Annotated in this window: 13 protein-coding genes; 6 read left to right on the top strand and 7 right to left on the bottom strand. The window is 42.4% G+C overall.

The window, feature by feature from the left end; translation table 11 throughout:
• Positions 1-121: 121 nt before the first annotated feature.
• A complete protein-coding gene (locus tag CSH92_RS07775) occupies positions 122-799 on the top strand; it encodes a recombinase family protein (RefSeq protein ID WP_100657478.1) in 678 nt (225 codons plus the stop codon).
• A 19-nt stretch (positions 800-818) separates the two neighbouring features.
• On the opposite strand, the gene CSH92_RS07770 is transcribed toward CSH92_RS07775, so the two are convergent.
• The 6 genes from CSH92_RS07770 to CSH92_RS07745 form a co-directional block, all read right to left on the bottom strand.
• A complete protein-coding gene (locus CSH92_RS07770; protein WP_100657047.1) occupies positions 819-1,757 on the bottom strand; it encodes a retron St85 family RNA-directed DNA polymerase in 939 nt (312 codons plus the stop codon).
• Entirely contained in the window at positions 1,754-2,725 is a 972-nt protein-coding gene (locus CSH92_RS07765) for a retron St85 family effector protein (protein WP_100657046.1), read from the bottom strand. The genes CSH92_RS07770 and CSH92_RS07765 overlap by 4 nt, the downstream gene beginning before the upstream one ends.
• Before the next feature lie 363 nt (positions 2,726-3,088).
• Positions 3,089-4,930 carry a hypothetical protein gene (locus tag CSH92_RS07760; protein ID WP_100657045.1) on the bottom strand — a complete coding sequence of 614 codons (1,842 nt, stop codon included), beginning with the start codon at positions 4,928-4,930 and terminating at the stop codon, positions 3,089-3,091.
• A gap of 375 nt (positions 4,931-5,305) precedes the next feature.
• Complete coding sequence (locus CSH92_RS07755) at positions 5,306-7,675, bottom strand: hybrid sensor histidine kinase/response regulator (protein ID WP_100657044.1); 2,370 nt, start codon at positions 7,673-7,675, stop codon at positions 5,306-5,308.
• 228 nt (positions 7,676-7,903) lie between these two features.
• On the bottom strand, positions 7,904-9,139 hold the full coding sequence (locus CSH92_RS07750) for an MFS transporter (RefSeq protein WP_100657477.1): 1,236 nt from the start codon (positions 9,137-9,139) through the stop codon (positions 7,904-7,906).
• A gap of 147 nt (positions 9,140-9,286) precedes the next feature.
• Positions 9,287-11,797 carry a TonB-dependent receptor gene (locus CSH92_RS07745; protein ID WP_100657043.1) on the bottom strand — a complete coding sequence of 837 codons (2,511 nt, stop codon included), beginning with the start codon at positions 11,795-11,797 and terminating at the stop codon, positions 9,287-9,289.
• A 475-nt stretch (positions 11,798-12,272) separates the two neighbouring features.
• Here CSH92_RS07745 and CSH92_RS07740 point away from each other — a divergent pair, with 475 nt between their 5' ends.
• The 5 genes from CSH92_RS07740 (at position 12,273) to CSH92_RS07720 (ending at position 16,955) form a co-directional block, all read left to right on the top strand.
• The gene (locus CSH92_RS07740) at positions 12,273-12,923 is read left to right on the top strand and encodes a methylamine utilization protein (protein ID WP_100657042.1); all 651 of its coding nucleotides are present in this window, start codon (positions 12,273-12,275) and stop codon (positions 12,921-12,923) included.
• A gap of 80 nt (positions 12,924-13,003) precedes the next feature.
• Positions 13,004-15,250: a bifunctional diguanylate cyclase/phosphodiesterase gene (locus CSH92_RS07735; protein WP_240612760.1), complete on the top strand. Its 2,247-nt coding sequence runs from the start codon at positions 13,004-13,006 to the stop codon at positions 15,248-15,250.
• Positions 15,251-15,276: 26 nt separating this feature from the next.
• Complete coding sequence (locus CSH92_RS07730; RefSeq protein WP_240612779.1) at positions 15,277-16,098, top strand: DUF3034 family protein; 822 nt, start codon at positions 15,277-15,279, stop codon at positions 16,096-16,098.
• Between the two features lie 5 nt (positions 16,099-16,103).
• A complete protein-coding gene (locus CSH92_RS07725; protein WP_100657476.1) occupies positions 16,104-16,520 on the top strand; it encodes a group I truncated hemoglobin in 417 nt (138 codons plus the stop codon).
• Between the two features lie 81 nt (positions 16,521-16,601).
• Positions 16,602-16,955 carry a YciI family protein gene (locus CSH92_RS07720; RefSeq protein WP_100657039.1) on the top strand — a complete coding sequence of 118 codons (354 nt, stop codon included), beginning with the start codon at positions 16,602-16,604 and terminating at the stop codon, positions 16,953-16,955.
• A gap of 5 nt (positions 16,956-16,960) precedes the next feature.
• Here the strand turns inward: CSH92_RS07720 and CSH92_RS07715 are convergent, their stop codons facing one another.
• On the bottom strand, positions 16,961-18,253 hold the full coding sequence (locus tag CSH92_RS07715; protein WP_100657038.1) for a sigma-70 family RNA polymerase sigma factor: 1,293 nt from the start codon (positions 18,251-18,253) through the stop codon (positions 16,961-16,963).
• Positions 18,254-18,267: the final 14 nt, after the last annotated feature.

Here is an 18,267-nt window from a genome sequence, read left to right as displayed (position 1 = left end):
TCGTCCTTACGTATAACACTTCGTCGGAGTTTTACAAAAATCACCCGACAAAACAACGCCAATTTCCTACGATGTAAAAAGCACAACCACCGTTGTTATTTTTTACAGAGAGAGTATGTCAATGGAAACATATGTAGCTTATTTGAGGGTAAGTACGAAGGAGCAAGGCAGATCTGGACTAGGCCTTCAAGCGCAGCGTCGTGATATAGCATTATTCACTCAGAATGCCACCTCAGAGGCCTCTGTTATAGCTGAATATACTGACGTGCATAGTGGTAGCGATTCATCGCGAGAGAAGCTCACAGAGGCTATATTGCATGCCAAGAAAAGTGGAGCTACATTGCTTGTATCAAAACTTGACCGCCTTAGCCGCAAGGTATCCTTCATTGCCTCCTTGCTGGAAGATAAACAGCTCAATTTCAGAGTGGCTTCAATGCCCAACGCCGACAAGTTTCAATTGCACATCTACGCAGCCTTAGCTGAGCAAGAACGTGATTTCATAAGTTTACGTACAAAAGCTGCATTAGCGGAGAAAAAAATGAAAGGTGCAAAGCTTGGGGGCTTACGAGATTTGACAAATCAACGAAATGAATCTTCACGCGTTCAGGCAAACAAATTTGCAGTTCAACTGTGGCCGATAATTGAGCCAATGTTGACGTCCGGGTACTCACTAAGAAAAGTAGCAGACAAACTAAATCAAATCGGTGTGAGAACTAGACATGGTGGCTTGTTTCATGCTCAATCGGTCAAAAATATATCAATAAGAGTTACTAACCAAAAATCAAATAGTCTTTTATGAACGATCAAAGTTAAATCATCTAATCAATTTTTCTTTCGGATAGAAGCATCTCAATTGCTTCATTTCCGTATTTCTTATGCAATCTAATTTTAAACTCAGGCTCTATGTGAAAAACGAAAGACAAGTAGCCTTGCAATGATTCCACCTGTTCAGGTGTTAATCTCCCGTTCAAATAATGATGAACCCTAGCAATAGTCTCTCGCTTTTTAGATCTGCCTACTGACAACTTTTCGTCATTTGATAAAGTGACACCTGTTACATGTCGATTGTGGCCTTTAGAAGAATACACTGTTTTAGAACGATTCATTTTTAGCTCAGCATAGCCATTAGATTTTAAAGTCTTAGTCACTAATTTGGGTAATTCAAACAATAAACCAGAAATATTGGTAGAGAAACATAAGTCATCTGCGTACCTTGAATAAGCAATGCTTTTAGTTTTGCAAAATTCAGAAATCTTTATGTCAAACTCCCGCATCACTATATTGGATACAAATGGCGAACTTGGCGCCCCTATACTCAACCTTAATTTGCTGTAACTCCGCAGCTTGTAAAATAGTATGTTTGACAAAAACACTTTATCTTCGTCGCAAAACGTTGTACCTAGCTTTTCTACCTGCGCGAAAAACAATTCTGGCGTAATGCTGGGGAAAAAATCTTTAAAGTCCATTTTCAGTAAATACTCGTTTCGAACATGGACTTTGGCATTATCTCTTATACTTTTACCTTTAACATACGCAAAAGCAGACTCATGCGGTGTAAAAAACTTTTCTAGTTCATGCACGGCTAGTCTTTGTATGTATTTTAATTGTTTCGCTGGATGTGCAATCTTTCTCTTACCACTCCCTGAACGCTTAGGTATGTCATACACCTTATAGCGGTATGGAGATGTAGCAGCAAAATTTCTTAAATGTTCTGGTGACGTGCAGAGTGAGTCAACAATTGAATCAAAAATACTCATTTTTGTTGCTCCACAAGTAACTTTCGGATTTCTTTTTTTGCTGTACGACGTTTCCTAGCCTGATCTGTTTCATTGAGAACATAAGACTGGTTTATGCTCATCTGAATTGTCAGTGAATCTAAAATCCTATCGTTTTTATCTTTTCCAAACTGAATTGCTTTGCGCGCATCGAGCAATGGGTAGTAAAACGTGTAAGTACCGTAAATAAATTTAGCAATAAAATTAAGCTTTTCAAGCATGTATAAATGACGCCTTACTTGCGTCTGATCCTGTTCCAGATCTAAAGCCATTAAAGCCATTTCTATTTCTCCGAATAAAATCGGATATGAAAGTCTTACAATTTCATAAACCAAATGGGACATATGTCCCGACTCGTCTTTATTAAACTTACTTTGTTTAGGTATGCTCTGTAACTTGCTATTAACGTGATCGTATAGGTCTTGTAAATGCTCATTGTCATACTTTGCTATTTTATTGTCTGGCCATGGATAAACTAGAACTGAAGATTCGCTGTGTTTTTTGATATGTTCTAGTGGACCAAGAAATATAAATGAATCTTCTTTCTGAATATCCTGGTGCGGTGCTACTATAATTAGCTTTTGATAGAATTCTGGCCTACTAGCAAACATTCCAAATTCTACTAGTGAGCCTGGACTTTCAAGAAAAATCAAAATAACAGACGATATACTTGCTATAGCGTCTTCAAACATTAACAGGTTGTTAAAAATATTTTCTTTGAAGTAATCTTTAAAAGATTCAGCCAGAATAGTAGCGTTAAAAACAGATTTGTTTTCTTGTACTGACGAGAAACTGCACAATCTATCTCTCAAGCTTGGCGGAATAGCTTTTCCACCATCAACTTCTCCGCCACACATGAAAATGTGAGACTTAATATGATTGACTTTGAAACGTTGCCAACGAAGTTTGCCAAACTCATCAATTACTGCGTTTTCAAAGTCTTTATCCATTTAATACCAACGTTCCCTAAACATACGGTTCAAGCCCGCATTTCACTCTTTACTGTCGGAAGCGAAAGATAGTTTTCTCACGCTCGTGAGGGACGAAGGATCGTGAGAAAAGTATCTTTCGCAACCCTAAATGTACCCAATAAATTAGTGTCTGGCGAAACGCCAGACAAGACGTATATTGACACTTTTGGAAGTCAACAAGTCCAAAACGCTAAAGAGTTCGATTAGGGTAAATCAGCAAACCGTAGATTACAAGAGGCCACAAAGCCTGCTGGATAACCAACTGATTTAAAATAAGTTGAAACGACAACGTGTCACATCCCGCCAGCTCATAAAAGCCAATAGAAAAGGCACCTATTTAGATTAAATATTTTTAGCTATCAAATCCGCTTTTAACAAGCCACCTTTCGTGAACAGCTTCGCAGAAAACTTAGGATTTCGACGAGCCCTATACGCGTCCAATATCTTCTTAAGTCCGTCTGCTTCCAGCATAGAAATATTGACCTCTGTATCCATCTCAGCTGATTCAACAAAATCATCCGAAAATGTTGGTGCAACGATTAGTACTTGTGCCACCCGCTTACCCTGACTCTCACAGCGAGATACGTAAGCCTTAACCTGTCTTGATGTGGAGCTATACTTGGCAAAATCGCCGTTTTTGCAAGTCTTTGCTTCTCCAACAATCACATCATCTTCACTGAGTGAGATTATGACATCAGCCTTATCCTTGGCTGTGTTTATCGACCTTCTAAGGTCTTCGTCAACATCCAATCCAAGCTGCTCGAATATCGCTTTTGTCACCTCTTCAAATTTCAAACCCAAATCAGCTTCTGCAATATCGATATTTTCTTGTTTGAGAGCATTCAGGTCTCTGCGGGCGAGAGAGCCATAATTTTCGATCAACTTATCCGTTGCATCAGCAAAGCTATTCAAAATATTGAGCCTTGTGTTACCGCGTCTTGATAACCCCATGCTTTCAGATACTAGCTTTATGTCGTCATTGCTTAACATAAACAAAATATCGTGAGGTGTAATACTTAATGATCTTAACTTTTCAACGTCTAACTCATCTTGATCTTCAAGCTCAAACTCTTGCTTCAACACCTTCGGCAGCGTCGAGAAATGTTTCTGTAATGAAGCAAACAGTTCCTTGAATCCTGTTGCGCTTAACGCATTAAATTCAGCTTCACTGCAAGTATTCAAGGCCTCTATGATCAACTCACACCTCTCGTCTAACGTAGTGCCTAGTTTATCAAGTGGAAGATTCAGGTCTGCAATTAACTGTTTGAGGCGCTCTTTTCTGTCACTAATATTTGTGTCCGACGAATACAAGTCAATGGTGAGTAACTGCGTCGTGCTGATACCCATTTTCAGGATGTTTTTAATTTTATCCGCGCGTTCGACACCTCTGATTGGCTTCCTGTGGTTTTTAAGAATCACAGATAGTTCAGCATCTGAAAGCGTTCGCAGTATTCGCAACGAATGCTTGTCAGCGATTTCTTTGCCTTGAATATCATGCAATAGTGAAACGATTTCATCAGCGACATATACCGTATGTCGTTTTTTGCTAACAAATATTAAGCCAATTTCCCGTAACGCATTTATCGCGTCCGCCACTCCATCTCTGGGAATCGGATCACTTAGATGTTCGATTGCAGCTTGATCATCAGCAGATATGTCAAGTTGCTTTGCAAGTACATTCAATATGCCACGCTCATCGTCGGTAATCTTTGCTTCACGATTAATTTTCTGATCATTTGTGAATGCCTCTTCTAAACAAGCTCGGTATATATGCATGCGCTTGGCATCATCGAACACGTCATCTTGCACATCTTCCAAAGTCGACTTTAACTCTTTACCTCGGTTGTCGATTGCTCTCCATTCCTTTGTGTAAAGCGTTTCTAGCCAATTAATTCGTGCAATACAGTTCCCATCTCTACTCATGATGTTTGTCAATAAAGTAGCTCTGGCACCGAGCATTGCCAGTTGGTCACGCACTGATTGTGCAAAATAAGGTCGGACTAAATCGAAAAGTTGCGTGATGTCATTGCTTGTGGCGTTTTTTATCTGCCCATCCAGTTTGTTTACTCGGGCAGCTAATTTTGAATCTGACTTCATCGCGTCAGAGCAGATACGATCGATTCCGTTAATAAATTTGGACTTTTCAACTTGGTTTACGATGCTGAGGATATTGGCAAGTTTCATATTCGCTCCTTGAAAATCATTGCTTAAGTGACGTGATAGATTTGCTTATTATTTCACTGGTTAAACATACAACGTATGTAACCGTTTGACAAACATTGGAAAACCCTAGCGATTTTGGCAATTTCGTTTTGATTATCGCAAACCGAAAGTGAATTCAAAAGTGTCACACTCTAGTGTCACACTTTTGTTGATAAAGACATTGATAAACCTGCTGGCAACGCTATATTTGACGTATATTTTGAGCGAACTAACTAAGTGTCACATCCCGCCAGCTCCACCACTTTCTAGATTAACCCTCTGAAAACAGAGGGTCATACAACATCAAATATTAGATAGTACAGTGGGTAACGAGGCTACTTTTACCCATAAATGCACCTAAATTACCAACTCCCTCACATTAGCAAGTAACTTATTGAGATTAAAAGGCTTTTCAATGAACCGCAAATGCTGTTGACTAAATTTGAGTAAATCAGAAGACTGCCCTTTGTCGTAACCAGAGAAAAAGATCACCTTAATATCAGGATTGATTTTTCGCATTTCGGAATAGGCATCTCTGCCACTCATAATTGGCATCGAAAGGTCTAGGATCACCAAATCAAAAGCCCCTGCTGCTTTTTGATATTGCTCGACCGCCTCCTTACCATTATTTGCAACAGTAACTAAATAGCCAATCGCCGTTAATAGCTCATTACACAAGTCACAAATCGACGTTTCATCATCTACCAAAAGGATCGAGTGTTGATTATCTGAAACGCTCACATTGGATTCTGTGCTGTAATTCTCATCGCTAATGTTGTTATTACAAGTCTTGCCCACTGGCAAATATATATTGAAAGTCGCCCCGTGGTCTTCCTCACTAAAAACCTCGATGCAGCCTTGGTGCGACTTAACTGTACCGTATACTGATGCGAGCCCCATGCCAGAACCCTCGCCTTCAGATTTAGTGGTGAAAAAGGGTTCGAAAATACGCTTTAAATTCTGATTAGAAATACCGTGACCTTCATCTATAACACTGACTTTAATAAATTGTTCAAACTGACCATCCGTTTCGTTTTGCAAAATCAAATCTTCATCTCGCGTCTTGTTGCAAGTTATTAATTGCAAATTACCGCCGTTTTTCATTGCTGCACATGCGTTTAAGCATAAATTTAATAGAGCACTCTGAATTTGCGATTTATCTGCCAACACCAAGTGTTCAGATGCATTAAGCTGTGTTGATATACAAATCCGCTTGTCAATTGAATGCGAAATAAAGTCTATGACCTCCTCAATTTCGCGGTGCATATCAACATTTTCTCTTTGCAACTGATGTTTGCGCGAATAGGCCAACATTTGTTTAATCAGATGACTGGAGCGCTCTGCTCCGGTAATTATTTTCCTCGCATAATTCGTTGTAGTCGGTTCACTGCTAATACGCTCGATAAGTTCTGCATAGCCTAAAATACTAACCAATTGATTATTAAAATCATGCGCCACACCGCCAGCTAGTGCGCCTAAAGCATCCATTTTCTCTCGATGTATCAATTGCTCTTGCACGGATTTCTGTTCTGTGATGTCTGCGGTTACAACCGTTAAGTAATCTAAGGTTTTGCCATCCTCTTTTAACACTGGGATGATTGTATGAAACAACCAAGCATCGTTTCCGTGTGCATTTTTAGCCAAAGACTCAAAGGAAACTGTTTTATGGGAATCAACCACCGCTTTTAAGTTTTTAACCATTTCAACTTTAGCTTCGTCAGGGAAAAAGCTAAATGGATAGGGCCGACCGAAACGCTCTTCATTAATTTCAAGCCCCAACATTCTAAAACCGTTGGCATTCATGTAGCGCAAATTAAAATCTAAATCGACAATTTTGTGACATACGGGAGAATGGTCCAACAATGCCTGATTGCGTTTTTCTAATGCCACCACCGCCATCTCAGCCGCGCGACGCGCGGTAATATCCATATTTGTACCAAGCATACGAATCGGCCGATTTTCAGCGTCTTTGATTACTTTTGCATCTCCTTTGATGTAACGCACTTGCCCATTGGGCCGCACTATCCTAAATTCAATATCGTATGACTTACCACCTCGCAAAGCTTCATTAAGAGACTGAAGAGCATAATCTTTATCTTCCGGATGCAACGCATTTTCCCACAATCTCACCGTGCTTTTACCAGCATCATTTTTAACCCCATATATTTCATACATCAAGGCATCCCATACCAATTTGTCTTCGCGCACATTCCAGTCCCATATCCCTACTCGACCGGCTTTAACCGCTTCGGTTAGGCGCAAATTAGCTTCTTCAAGTTTACTTTGAGCGCGCTTTAGATCTGAGATATCAAAACCAGTACTGATAAAGGTGTCACCAATCGGCACACTGTTCATCATTAGGGTTTGATCGGTGGCGGCAAAGTATTCTTCCCAGAGGTGTGCTTTACCGGTTGCAAAGATTTGCTGCACAACTGGCATGAATAATGTTGTCGCATTGGCTGCAGGGAAAATTTCATCTGTAGTCTTGCCGATTACATCTTCACGCTTTTTAGACCAATTTAGCAATGCGATCGAATTCGCATCTTGCAAACGCCAAGTTTGGATATTGCCTTCCGGATCCCTGACCAGTTTCCAGCGATGGATTTCATGAAGAGTGTTGTTGAATAACGTTTGGTAGATAAGTTGCTCGTTGCGTAATTCCTGATTCTGCTGTTCTAACTCTTCAATCCGAGAGAGTAACTCTTGATGTGTATTTACTTTAGCCATAAGACCAATGAATCAGGGAATCGTTTGATAAGTATAGAGCAATATTCATAAAAACTAAGATATCGCTAGTCTGGTTTTTTTACCTATCAAACAAAAGCGCTTGTTGCTTAGACAATACTCCTTTGTTAATTGAAAACCCCGCTATAGCGCGGGGTCTTTGATATCAGTCAGAACAAGCAAAGAGTGACGTAAAAATTGAGCATGCACAGTCAGGGAGAACTATGCCGATCAGCCAACACGATCACTATTCACGACTTGATATTCTGTGCGTTCTATACTGGCCAATCGCTGGTCTGTAGGTCGCTTAAGATAGTTAAATACTAAACCAATAAATAGCAAGCAACTAAACCCAGTTGCTACCATGAAACCATATTTGGCATCGCCTCCGTACGCATCGCTCACTATCCCCATTGCCAATGGACCTGCCGCTGCACCAGCTGCTGTAAAAAACAAGATCACACCAGCCACCGTGCCGTGCTCATGTTTAGGAAAGCAGCTTATGCCTTTTGAATTAAACGTAGGATAAATGACAGACATAAAAATGCCAGTGAGGGGGAATAAGTATAAGGCAACGTCCCGACCGCCCCACAAACCACCGATGAAACACATCATGATTGCAAAGCTAAAAACCAACAAAACCCACGACCAATCAAAGTGCTGCATCATCCAAATACCGACGAAACGACCCAGTGCACGAAGCGAGAAAAAAACGGCAACCGCATACATTGCTAGCATTCGCTCTGGCCCTTCACTGTAGCACGCAAAAGTATCGTTCAACGTTACAGCGTCACACACCAGATAACTCGGCATCCAGACGTAAATTGCGCTTTCTGCAGCGACGTACAAAAAGGCGCCAATAGAGAAACCCATCGCGTATGGATCTCCAAGTAATTTCAAGCTTCTGCGCACATCAATTGGCTCTTGAGCTTTTCTGCCTTTTGTATGGTCTGGATAATTAACCTTCCATGCCATTATCATGAGAACCGTACATAGCACTCCAGCTAGCACATATAACCACTTCCAGTCCACGCCTTGACGAATTAACCACGCGACAATCAGAGGACCAATGATGGCACCTACGCCGAAAAAGGCCTCTGCCCCATTCATTGTGCCGGTGTGCTCTTTGGTCGAAGTAGATATATCGCCAATAAGCGCGAGTGCTGCGGTTTTAAAAATCCCAACGGCGATACCTGATAAGGTGATCAAACCAAGAATGAAGCTAAACGTCGACCCCACCAAAAAGAGATAACAAGACACCGCAAACAACGCTAATCCGAGCATTATTGTGCGTTTGCGCCCGAACTTGTCAGCTAAAAAACCTAAAAACAAGCCTGAAAAAGCGATACCTACCATAAATAGAGAATGCATTAGACTTGCTTGGGCGTTATTCACGTCAAACTCTATCTTCACCTCTTTAATAATCTCACCTACAGAATCAGACGTCATCGCAAACATCATAAACATTAGATAGGTAAGCCAACGGATTAATTGCAGATTACGTTGATGTTGAACGCTGGATGCTGACATTGAAAGGAACCTCTGATTCAAGTAATTGTGCTAAAGAATCAATCAATTTTTTGGAAAAAAGGGAGCCGAAGCTCCCAACACACACTAGTCAAACATGTATTTAAGCGATAGAGATGAGGTTCTACCATTCAATGGACGAGCACGAATGATATCGCCAACCATGGCTGAACCCTCTTCAGATTCAGTGATAACGAACTCATCAGTTGCATTATTCACATTTAGTGATACTGAGAACTTATCTGAGATATACCAAGTCGCAAACAAGTTAACGATGTTATAACCGTCTTGTTTTAACTGATTGGAGTCTTGCACGTAATACTCAGTTGAACCCTGAATAGAGGCTCCTACAAGGAATTCGTCAACTTCGTACTGCGGTATAATCGTATAGATCATATCGGCTTGGCGACGAGGAGTCTTGCCGACAAGTGCAGGGTTAAAGGCATCTTTACTTATCTCAGCATCAGTCCAGGTTAAGTTGCCTTGCACACTGAATCCACCATCGAAATTATAACGGCCTTCAACTTCTAAACCAGTCGCATCATACTCTCGGATAAACGTTAAGCCGCTCGTTAACTCAGCTTGTGTATCTTCCGTAACAGTGTCGAACAATGTCGCATTCAACATGAAGTCTGGCGTACCATATTTTACCCCGACTTCTAACTGCTTAGTTTCGTCAAACCCTGATGTCGTATTAGTAAGGCTGCCGTCACCATTCAAAGTCCCAGCGATTTGTAATAACCGGTCTGCAATGGCTCTGCCACCTTTACTATATCGACCAAAGAATGTCAGAGAATCATCGTAAAGGTACGAACCACCCAATGAATATGACGTATTACTGGCTTCATAATTGACGATTTGGCTGCCTGCACCGGCACGATTCAGGTTAATAACACCGCCACCGAAGCCAAAACCATTTGCTGCTGAAGCGTCTTCAGTATTCCCCGAAATAACGCCATCACCATTCAAGTCAAAATCAGTATTTCCACCACAGCAACTGCTGATTAACTCACCATTTGCTTCTACTGTGTCGCGTCGGGCACTGATATCAAACAACCAGTTATCGCCCACTTCAAAACCAACGTTAACGTAAGGCGCTGTAGTTTCGTAGTTAAGGTCCCATTCCCAAGATAGGAAACTTGGAGCCCACAAACCATTATTAACCAACACATTGCCGTCAGCATCTTCGATGTGAAGATATTGCGAATCAGTTCCATCAACAGTTTGAATAAATGTAGGCCAGCTATTCCAGCTAGTCGCGATATCTTGCTTAGAATAGTAATAACCTGCCGTTACCGTGACCCCGTTATCGAATTCTTTGCGAAGATTCATATCATTGATCAAATTACCAAGATCATTGATTGAAGTGTCAAACAGAAGATTTAGAAACGCTAGCCCATTGTAATCGTTACCGGCACCAGGACCATTGGCCAAGGTCACACTTGTGTTTGCGCAATTGAAGGGATTTCCATCTCCGTCACGTGCTGATGCGCAAATCGCGCCAGCCATGCTATCTGCAGACTGTGGACCATAGGCACCAAAAGTGTCCGTAAACGGCGAAATAAATGAGCCTGAAATATCCGAAACTCTAAATTTATTTAAGAAGAATAAGTCTTGTGCAACTTCTAAATCAGCTTCAAACCCAAATGAAGTGACTTCTGATGTTATCCCATCAGTTAAATCACGATTGCGTGGGTTACCATAGCTATCAAATGTAGAGATGTTAGTTGTGTAAGCGGAATGCAGCGTTTCGCTACTCGCATCAAAGTTAGCAACCGGGCCGTACTCACCATCACCTTTAACTAATACAGGAGCGGGCAGATAAGTCGTAACACGGTCATTAAGATGTTTGAAGTAAAAGCGAAGGTGGCCTTCTTCCATTACTTGGGTAACATTGAATTTTACCTGGCCGCCCTGATCACCATTGAATCCAGTGTCACGTGTGCCCTCACCACCACGAGCATGACCGGCTATATGAAAATATAAATCAGAGCTGAATTCTCCGCCGTATGCGTAATCTAATCGAAATTCTTCGTAATCCAAACCAAACGAGGTACCGATAGCTCCGCCCCCCGTTTCACCAGTAGCGCTGATAAGGTTGATAACACCACCAGGAGAGTTACTTGCAAATGTAGAGGCTGAGCCACCACGAACCGATTCAATTAAAGCAACAGACCAATCATAACGGAGAAAATTGTCAGTATTGCCGAAATTGATGTCTCCATATTCTAGAACTGGCAAGCCATCTTCATGGATCTGCATAAACTTTGAGCCACCTGTTGCTAGCGGGATACCACGAATTGTTATATTCGCGTTACCACCACCACCGGATGATTCAGCGCGGATACCGGGCAATGCTCGAAACACTTCAGCACTGGAACGCGGCGCGAGCTTGAGAATATCTTCTTCATTAAATGAACTGACAGAAACACTAGCTTCTTGCATTGTCGCGCCAGTTGGACTGGCAGTAACGACGATTTGCTCATACTGTCGCTTTTCTTCTTGAACTTCTTCTTGGGCCTCTTGTGCCTGAATAGAGCCCGATACGGCTAAAGATACTGCCGTCGCAATAGCGGTATAACGGTTAGTTATTTGCATTGGTTTTCTCCACACTTTTCTGTTCCAAACTTTTTGCTGGTCTGAATATTGTTATCACTTAAGCCAAACCGCTGTTGTTCGTTATATTTTCACCGGCTGTCTCGGTTTAAGATTACTACCACAAACACCTTCTTAAACCTTTAAGTAAATTTAGCACGCCTCCTAAAAGTTGTAAACCCGGTGTTAAATAATTATTTCTAACTGTTGTTTTTCTGTGACTTACAGTTATTGAAAGTCGCAATTATCATTAAATTGACTACCTCGCGACGCTTAAAAAACAAAAATAACTTAATCATATAAGATACCTTCTATTCCTTTTGCCGGAGAGCTTTGAAAACAGAAGTAATATGGTTAAAGCTAGATTTCCTCTTCCCAGTCACTGTTTAGAAATAGATTAAATAGGTGTTAACTATTTATTGATGATTAAAATCTTTGCTATTGTTAGGCAATGTCTCAATGAAACTGTCGGTTAATAATGTTCAATCTAAGGCACTTAGCGCTACTCTGCTGTTTTTTAAGTTTCTGGGGAAAGGCTGCACTTGCGACTGACTATTCCGTTATTATAGTCGACCAAAATGGCAACGCTGTGCCCAATGCTGTGGTTGCGTATCCGGGAGCTTCCACCTCTAGCGAGAATCTCGATGTCGCTATCATGGACCAAATTGATAAACAATTTTCACCTCGCGTAATCGCCATTCAAAAAGGCCAGGCAGTAAAATTTCCAAACAGCGATGATATTCGCCATCATGTCTATAGTTTTTCTCCGGTTAAACGTTTTGAAATTAAGCTCTATTCAGGATCAAATGTTGACCCTATCGTATTCGATAAGCCTGGCATTGGGGTTCTTGGGTGCAACATCCATGACGATATGATTGGCCATGTTTATATCGCTGACGGCGAAACAACTGCCGTAACAAATGCTCAAGGAATTGCAAATTTTGCGAACGCAATCCCAGCAGAAGTCAGTGTTTGGCATGCCGATATGTCACTCGACGGTTCTCTCAAGACGAAAGTCGCATTGTCGATGGTTAATGATCGATATACCGGGGCTATTACGTTAATAACCCGTGAACCGAAAAAAGAACAACGCACCTTTGGGAGCAGAACCTTTGGGCGGAATAATTAATAGTGGCATCTCATTCATTAAATAAACACGTATTTAGGCTAAGTGCTGGCTTGGTTCTGTTGTGTACGCTCGCAATTTTATTGAGTGTATGGTCAACAACCATTCAACACGCCAAACGCCAACTATCAGAAACCCTCGAAGTTGCACAATCAGTAGTCATGGAGGTCCTCAAAGGGCGAGAAGATTTACTCTTCAACTCGGCGAATGTATTAACTTCTGATTTTGGTTTTCTCGATGCAATTTTCACCGAAGATAGCGCTACAATCACAAGTACTTTGGAAAACCATGGCAGCCGCGTAGATGCCGATTTAATGGCATTGATTAACCTGGCAGGAGACGTAACCAGCAGCACTACTGACGGCTTGCTGGCTGGGAGCAGCTTTCCCTACCCCAACTTAGTTGAGCAAACGCTTCAACAGGGAGGGGCTAGCTCAATGATTTTGGTAAACCAGCAGTTGTATCAGGTACTTGCCGTGATAGTTGAAGCGCCACAACCTATCGCAATCGCAGTAATTGGGTTTCGCATAGATGCGGATTTTTTAGCTCGGTTAAAATCAATAACTCTCTTAGAAACAACAATCACCGCCATGAGCGGTGATAACATGTTGTTTGAACGCACCACGTTAAGTGATAAGCAAGCAATATTTAGTGAAACCACTAGCGTGGACGATTTGTCATGGTTATCTTTTATCTTACTTAATCAGGCTAACCTGATCTCACAAAGTGTCCCCTTGATTAGCAATGAATCGCTACAAGTTGCATTGGGTTTATCGGAAAACAGTCAACGCTTGTTCTCCGAGTTCAGTCAATTGCAATTGCAGATCAGTATCATTGCTATCTTATGCCTATTCATTTCTCTTCTATTAGGTGCAGCGGTTGCTAGACGGCTATCGAGTCCGTTGAAGCGTCTCGCCGAAATAACCCAACGGATAGCCAACGGTGACTACGCTGAACCCATTGAAATTAAGTCCAATACCACCGAGATCGCAGAATTATCCAGTTCGTTTTTGTCTATGCAAAGCAATATTAAGCTGCGTGAAGAACAAATCCAATATCAAGCACAACACGATTTATTGACCGGCCTTTTTAATCGCTATCAGGTAACTGAATTACTCAATCATTTGTTTGCGCAGCAGAGTGAGTTTCAGGTGGTTGGTATCAATATTCTTGGGTTTCGCGGTATCAACGACGTATTCGGTCATCACAATGGCGATACCTGCCTGAAAGTCGTTGCAGAGCGCTTATCACGCTTGGGCGGCACCGCTGCGCGTTTAAACGGCGGCGAATTTTTGTGGTTACCTGAAACTCCGATTGACGAAACAGTCCTGCAAAACGTGCAAGGCAAATTACAAACGCCAATAGAGATTGAAAGCGTAGTCATTCCGCTTAGAATGTCATTCGGTGTGGTGCACTGCCCTGAAGACAGTGACGACTCTGCCACTCTTTTGAAGCGGTTGGCCATTACGTTGGATCAAGCGCGCTCGGTCGTCGGCAACTGCGTGCGCTACAATGCTGACTTTGATGCACAATACACCCGCAGAATTACTATCATTACAGAATTAAAAAAGGCAGTACTATCAAATAGCGCCGAACTCTCTTTGTCGTATCAACCTAAATTAGAACTTTCATCCGGAAAAGTTACTCACGCAGAAGCATTAATGCGCTGGAATAGTGAAATACTTGGGTTTGTACCACCGGATGAATTTATTCAAGTGGCAGAGCAAGCGGGATTGATTGGTGCCGTCACTGAATGGGTGGTCAAGCGCGCGGTCGAAGATGCTCACTATTTCAAGCAACAAGAGTTAGAGCTTTGCATTGCAATCAACCTTTCCGCAAAAGATATTCTCGACCCTCAGCTTCTTCCGAAGATCCAGGCATTAATCGAACAATACAATCTTTCCGAAACACAATTAGCCTTTGAGATCACTGAAAGCGACTTAGTCACTGACGCAGTAAAAGCCGTACAAGAGTTAAACACTTACAGAGAAGCAGGATTCACTTTAGCCATTGATGATTTTGGAACTGGATATTCATCTTTGGCCTATTTAAAGAGTTTACCTGTCACTGATTTGAAAATTGACAAGAGCTTTGTTCTAAACCTCGACACAAATGAGAATGACCAACAAATCGTGCAAACTATCATCGGTTTGGCGCACAGCTTTGGCTTGAGTGTGATTGCTGAAGGTGTAGAAAACGCGCGCAGCCTTGCAATGCTGCACCGTTGGCATTGCGAATACATTCAGGGATATCACATCTGTCGCCCTTTGCCGCGAGCGGATTTTATTCAATGGCACAATGAAAATGCCTCAAACAACTGGTTACATTAATGAAGAAACTCTTTAGACAACTCGCCATGTTCACGGTGGCGACCTGCCTTGTTCAGCCAACTATTGCAGCTGAAGGCAAACTGATTGGAACTGCGGGACTTATACAAATTGAAGGGACTGGTGGTGGTGGCATAGTGCCCTGGGCTACCTTGAGTGGTTATGATTCTCGTGACCAAATTTCAGTAAGCGCAGTTTCGACGCAAGTTGACATCGATGATTATCGCTTGAACGTGTTAGGTATTTCTGCTTCTTTCTTTGACCGCGTGGAAATCAGCGCGGCTCATCATCGCTTTGATCTAAAAACCCTCGGTGGCGACATCAAACAGAATGTCTTTGGGTTAAAGTATAGGGTCTACGGCGATGTCGTTTACTCTACATGGCCACAACTGAGCGTTGGCATTCAGCATAAGCGACTCGAGGATAAGGCGGTGGCTGAGTTAGTTGGTGCTAAATCAACCACCAGTGGAACCGACTTTTACGTTGCTGCTACTAAAGTCCATTTAGGCGCTATCGCTGGTTATAATGCAGTTTGGAACCTCACCGCACGCGCGACCAAAGCAAACCAATTGGGTCTGCTAGGCTATGGCGGCAGCGCGAATGACAGTTACGAAATCATGTTAGAAGCGTCAGCTGGTGTCCTACTTTCACGGAACGTCGCCATCGGCGCAGAGTATCGGCAGAAACCGGATAATCTAGGTTTAGGCGAGGACGATTGGGTAGATTATTTCGTAACATACATTCCCAACAAACACTTTGCCTTAACCCTCGCGTGGGCAGAATTAGGTTCAATCGCAGGAGCCGGCGAGCAAAATGGATTGTACCTGTCTATTAATGGACAATTATGGTGAACACAATGGTTAAACTTTTCCTCATCTCTGCACTGTGTTTACTCACAGTTGCTTGTGCGAGTCGCTCCTCTTCCGTTTATGAGCAGTTAGGTGGTGCCGAGAAAGTCACTGAAATTGTTGAAAATTTCGTCGTCGAAATTGAACAAGATCCGACAATCCTAGCCTATTTCGAAGGAGCAAATATTGACCGTTTTATCGAGAAACTCAGTGAGCAAATATGCCAGCGCACAGGTGGCCCCTGTGAATACACCGGTGACTCGATGGAAAAAGTACATGGCGGTATGAACATTACCGAAGCGGATTTTAACCGCACGGTTGACCTGCTAATCAATGCGATGAATAAAGCACAAATACCGCACCCACTGCAAAATGAAGTGCTTGCAGTATTAGCCCCCACTCGCAAGGAAATGCTGTATTTATAATTTTTTAAATTTATGTCCTCGATTGTGATTGTAAAACGTTAAGGGTATGCACAATAAGTTGCAATTACTAAGGAAAAAACGATGCAAGAATATATGTTGATTTATCAAGGTGGCGATCCAGAGTGGCATGAGAAAATGACGGAAGAAGAGAATCAAGCTGTCATGCAAAAGTGGGAAGCTTGGATGACTGCGTTAAGTGAAAAAGGCCAATTAGTCTCGGGTGGTAATCCCTTGCATTATTCTGGCAAACGGCTGACACCAGACCATGTGGTGACCGATATCAGCGCTGCCGAGTATCATGAGTTAGTTAGTGGCTACTCGATTATTGCAGCAGCCTCTATGGACGAAGCGGTAGTGCTAGCTAAACAATGCCCTATTCTGCTGTATCCCGAGGTCACGGTTGAGATACGCGAAATATTTAATATTGAAATGTAAGCTCTTCAATTGGGGGTAGTTACCCCCAATTGCTTGTCTAAAAGCTTCCGTATCTGGCGCTGTAAACTTGTCAAACTCTCGCAATCAAGCCCTTGTGATTGCGCCTCAGCAAAATGTTTTCCACTGAGTTCCTGTTCACCGGTAAAGGCTGATACATAAGCCAATGCTGCATGTGCTCTTGCTCGAACTGAACTTGATTTGTCCGATAATTGGGCCTGTAATAGGTTGATTGCCTCGTTGGGTTGACCGACGTATAACAGTGCGGTTGCATGATTGATTGCTACGCTGGCACTATCGGTTAAACGACGCCATGCGCTATATAACTGAGTGATCCTGTGCCAATCAGTCGCCGCAAACGTGCGAGCACGGCAGTGTTCATGTTGGATCAATGCTTCACATAAATACACGTTCAGTTCGGCGTTTTTGTCTTCTAACGCTTGCGCAAGATGATTTGCACCGCTACCTATGAGGTGTCTAGACCAGGAATTTCGATCTTGTTCATCCAAAGGAACCGGTACCTTTGAGACGACCCGTGTGGGCATTCGCGCAAGGTGGTAATACAAGTTAGCTTGTAGCGCATGGATCATACCGCTGTGCGCTTGCGTTCCCGTTTGCATTTGCTGCAGAAGGTGAATGCAAAAGGTTGTTACTCGCTGACGCTCCTCTAAAGGTAATTGAGGATTATTGCATGCCTCTTGAAACACCAAATAAATTGCAGTCATAGCCGTATCGAACGTACCGCTTGGATAGTCTGAAGTGGAAATTACCAAAGGAACTTCACGCAGTGTTTGACGCGCTCTTACCAAACGTTTTTTAATCGTCTCAGATGTTACGAACATTAGTTTCGCAATTACCGCTACATCCATATTACATACATATCTAAGCACCAGGGGTAAACGCGCAGGTAAAGCGAGGTTAACGCTGCATACCCATAGCATCAAACGCAGGTCATCGTCTGCCAATAAGTCTTGGTTAAGATTGGCATCGACTACCCCTTCAAGGGTCCATTCAGATAACAGAGAGTGCACTAAACTATCCGCTAACATTCGCTTGGTTGACTGCCTGCGCAAAAAATCAATGGCCAAGTGCCGTGCAGTTAGCATCATCCACGCTGGCGGATTACTGGGTATTGCTTGTGCATGCCACGCCTTAATGGTTCGCTCTACAGTGTCCTGCACTAAATCCTCAGCAATCGCGATATGAGCCGACCCCAACATCCGAATAAGTGCAGCGAGTAAACGCGGGTACTGTGCATTAATAAGTGCAGTCAACGACTGATTTGTGTCTTTTATCGTCATACTTGAATGCGCTG

Source organism: Neoalteromonas flava (assembly GCF_002807685.1).
Taxonomy (GTDB): domain Bacteria; phylum Pseudomonadota; class Gammaproteobacteria; order Enterobacterales; family Alteromonadaceae; genus Alteromonas_E; species Alteromonas_E flava.
This window is presented reverse-complemented; position numbering and strand designations above follow the sequence as displayed.

Coding starts and splice junctions, on each gene's coding strand:
- CSH92_RS07775 (WP_100657478.1), top strand. CDS start 122: ATGGAAACATATGTAGCTTATTTGAGGGTAAGTACGAAGGAGCAAGGC.
- CSH92_RS07770 (WP_100657047.1), bottom strand. CDS start 1,757: ATGAGTATTTTTGATTCAATTGTTGACTCACTCTGCACGTCACCAGAA.
- CSH92_RS07765 (WP_100657046.1), bottom strand. CDS start 2,725: ATGGATAAAGACTTTGAAAACGCAGTAATTGATGAGTTTGGCAAACTT.
- CSH92_RS07760 (WP_100657045.1), bottom strand. CDS start 4,930: ATGAAACTTGCCAATATCCTCAGCATCGTAAACCAAGTTGAAAAGTCC.
- CSH92_RS07755 (WP_100657044.1), bottom strand. CDS start 7,675: ATGGCTAAAGTAAATACACATCAAGAGTTACTCTCTCGGATTGAAGAG.
- CSH92_RS07750 (WP_100657477.1), bottom strand. CDS start 9,139: ATGTTTATGATGTTTGCGATGACGTCTGATTCTGTAGGTGAGATTATT.
- CSH92_RS07745 (WP_100657043.1), bottom strand. CDS start 11,797: ATGCAAATAACTAACCGTTATACCGCTATTGCGACGGCAGTATCTTTA.
- CSH92_RS07740 (WP_100657042.1), top strand. CDS start 12,273: ATGTTCAATCTAAGGCACTTAGCGCTACTCTGCTGTTTTTTAAGTTTC.
- CSH92_RS07730 (WP_240612779.1), top strand. CDS start 15,277: ATGTTCACGGTGGCGACCTGCCTTGTTCAGCCAACTATTGCAGCTGAA.
- CSH92_RS07725 (WP_100657476.1), top strand. CDS start 16,104: ATGGTTAAACTTTTCCTCATCTCTGCACTGTGTTTACTCACAGTTGCT.
- CSH92_RS07720 (WP_100657039.1), top strand. CDS start 16,602: ATGCAAGAATATATGTTGATTTATCAAGGTGGCGATCCAGAGTGGCAT.
- CSH92_RS07715 (WP_100657038.1), bottom strand. CDS start 18,253: ATGACGATAAAAGACACAAATCAGTCGTTGACTGCACTTATTAATGCA.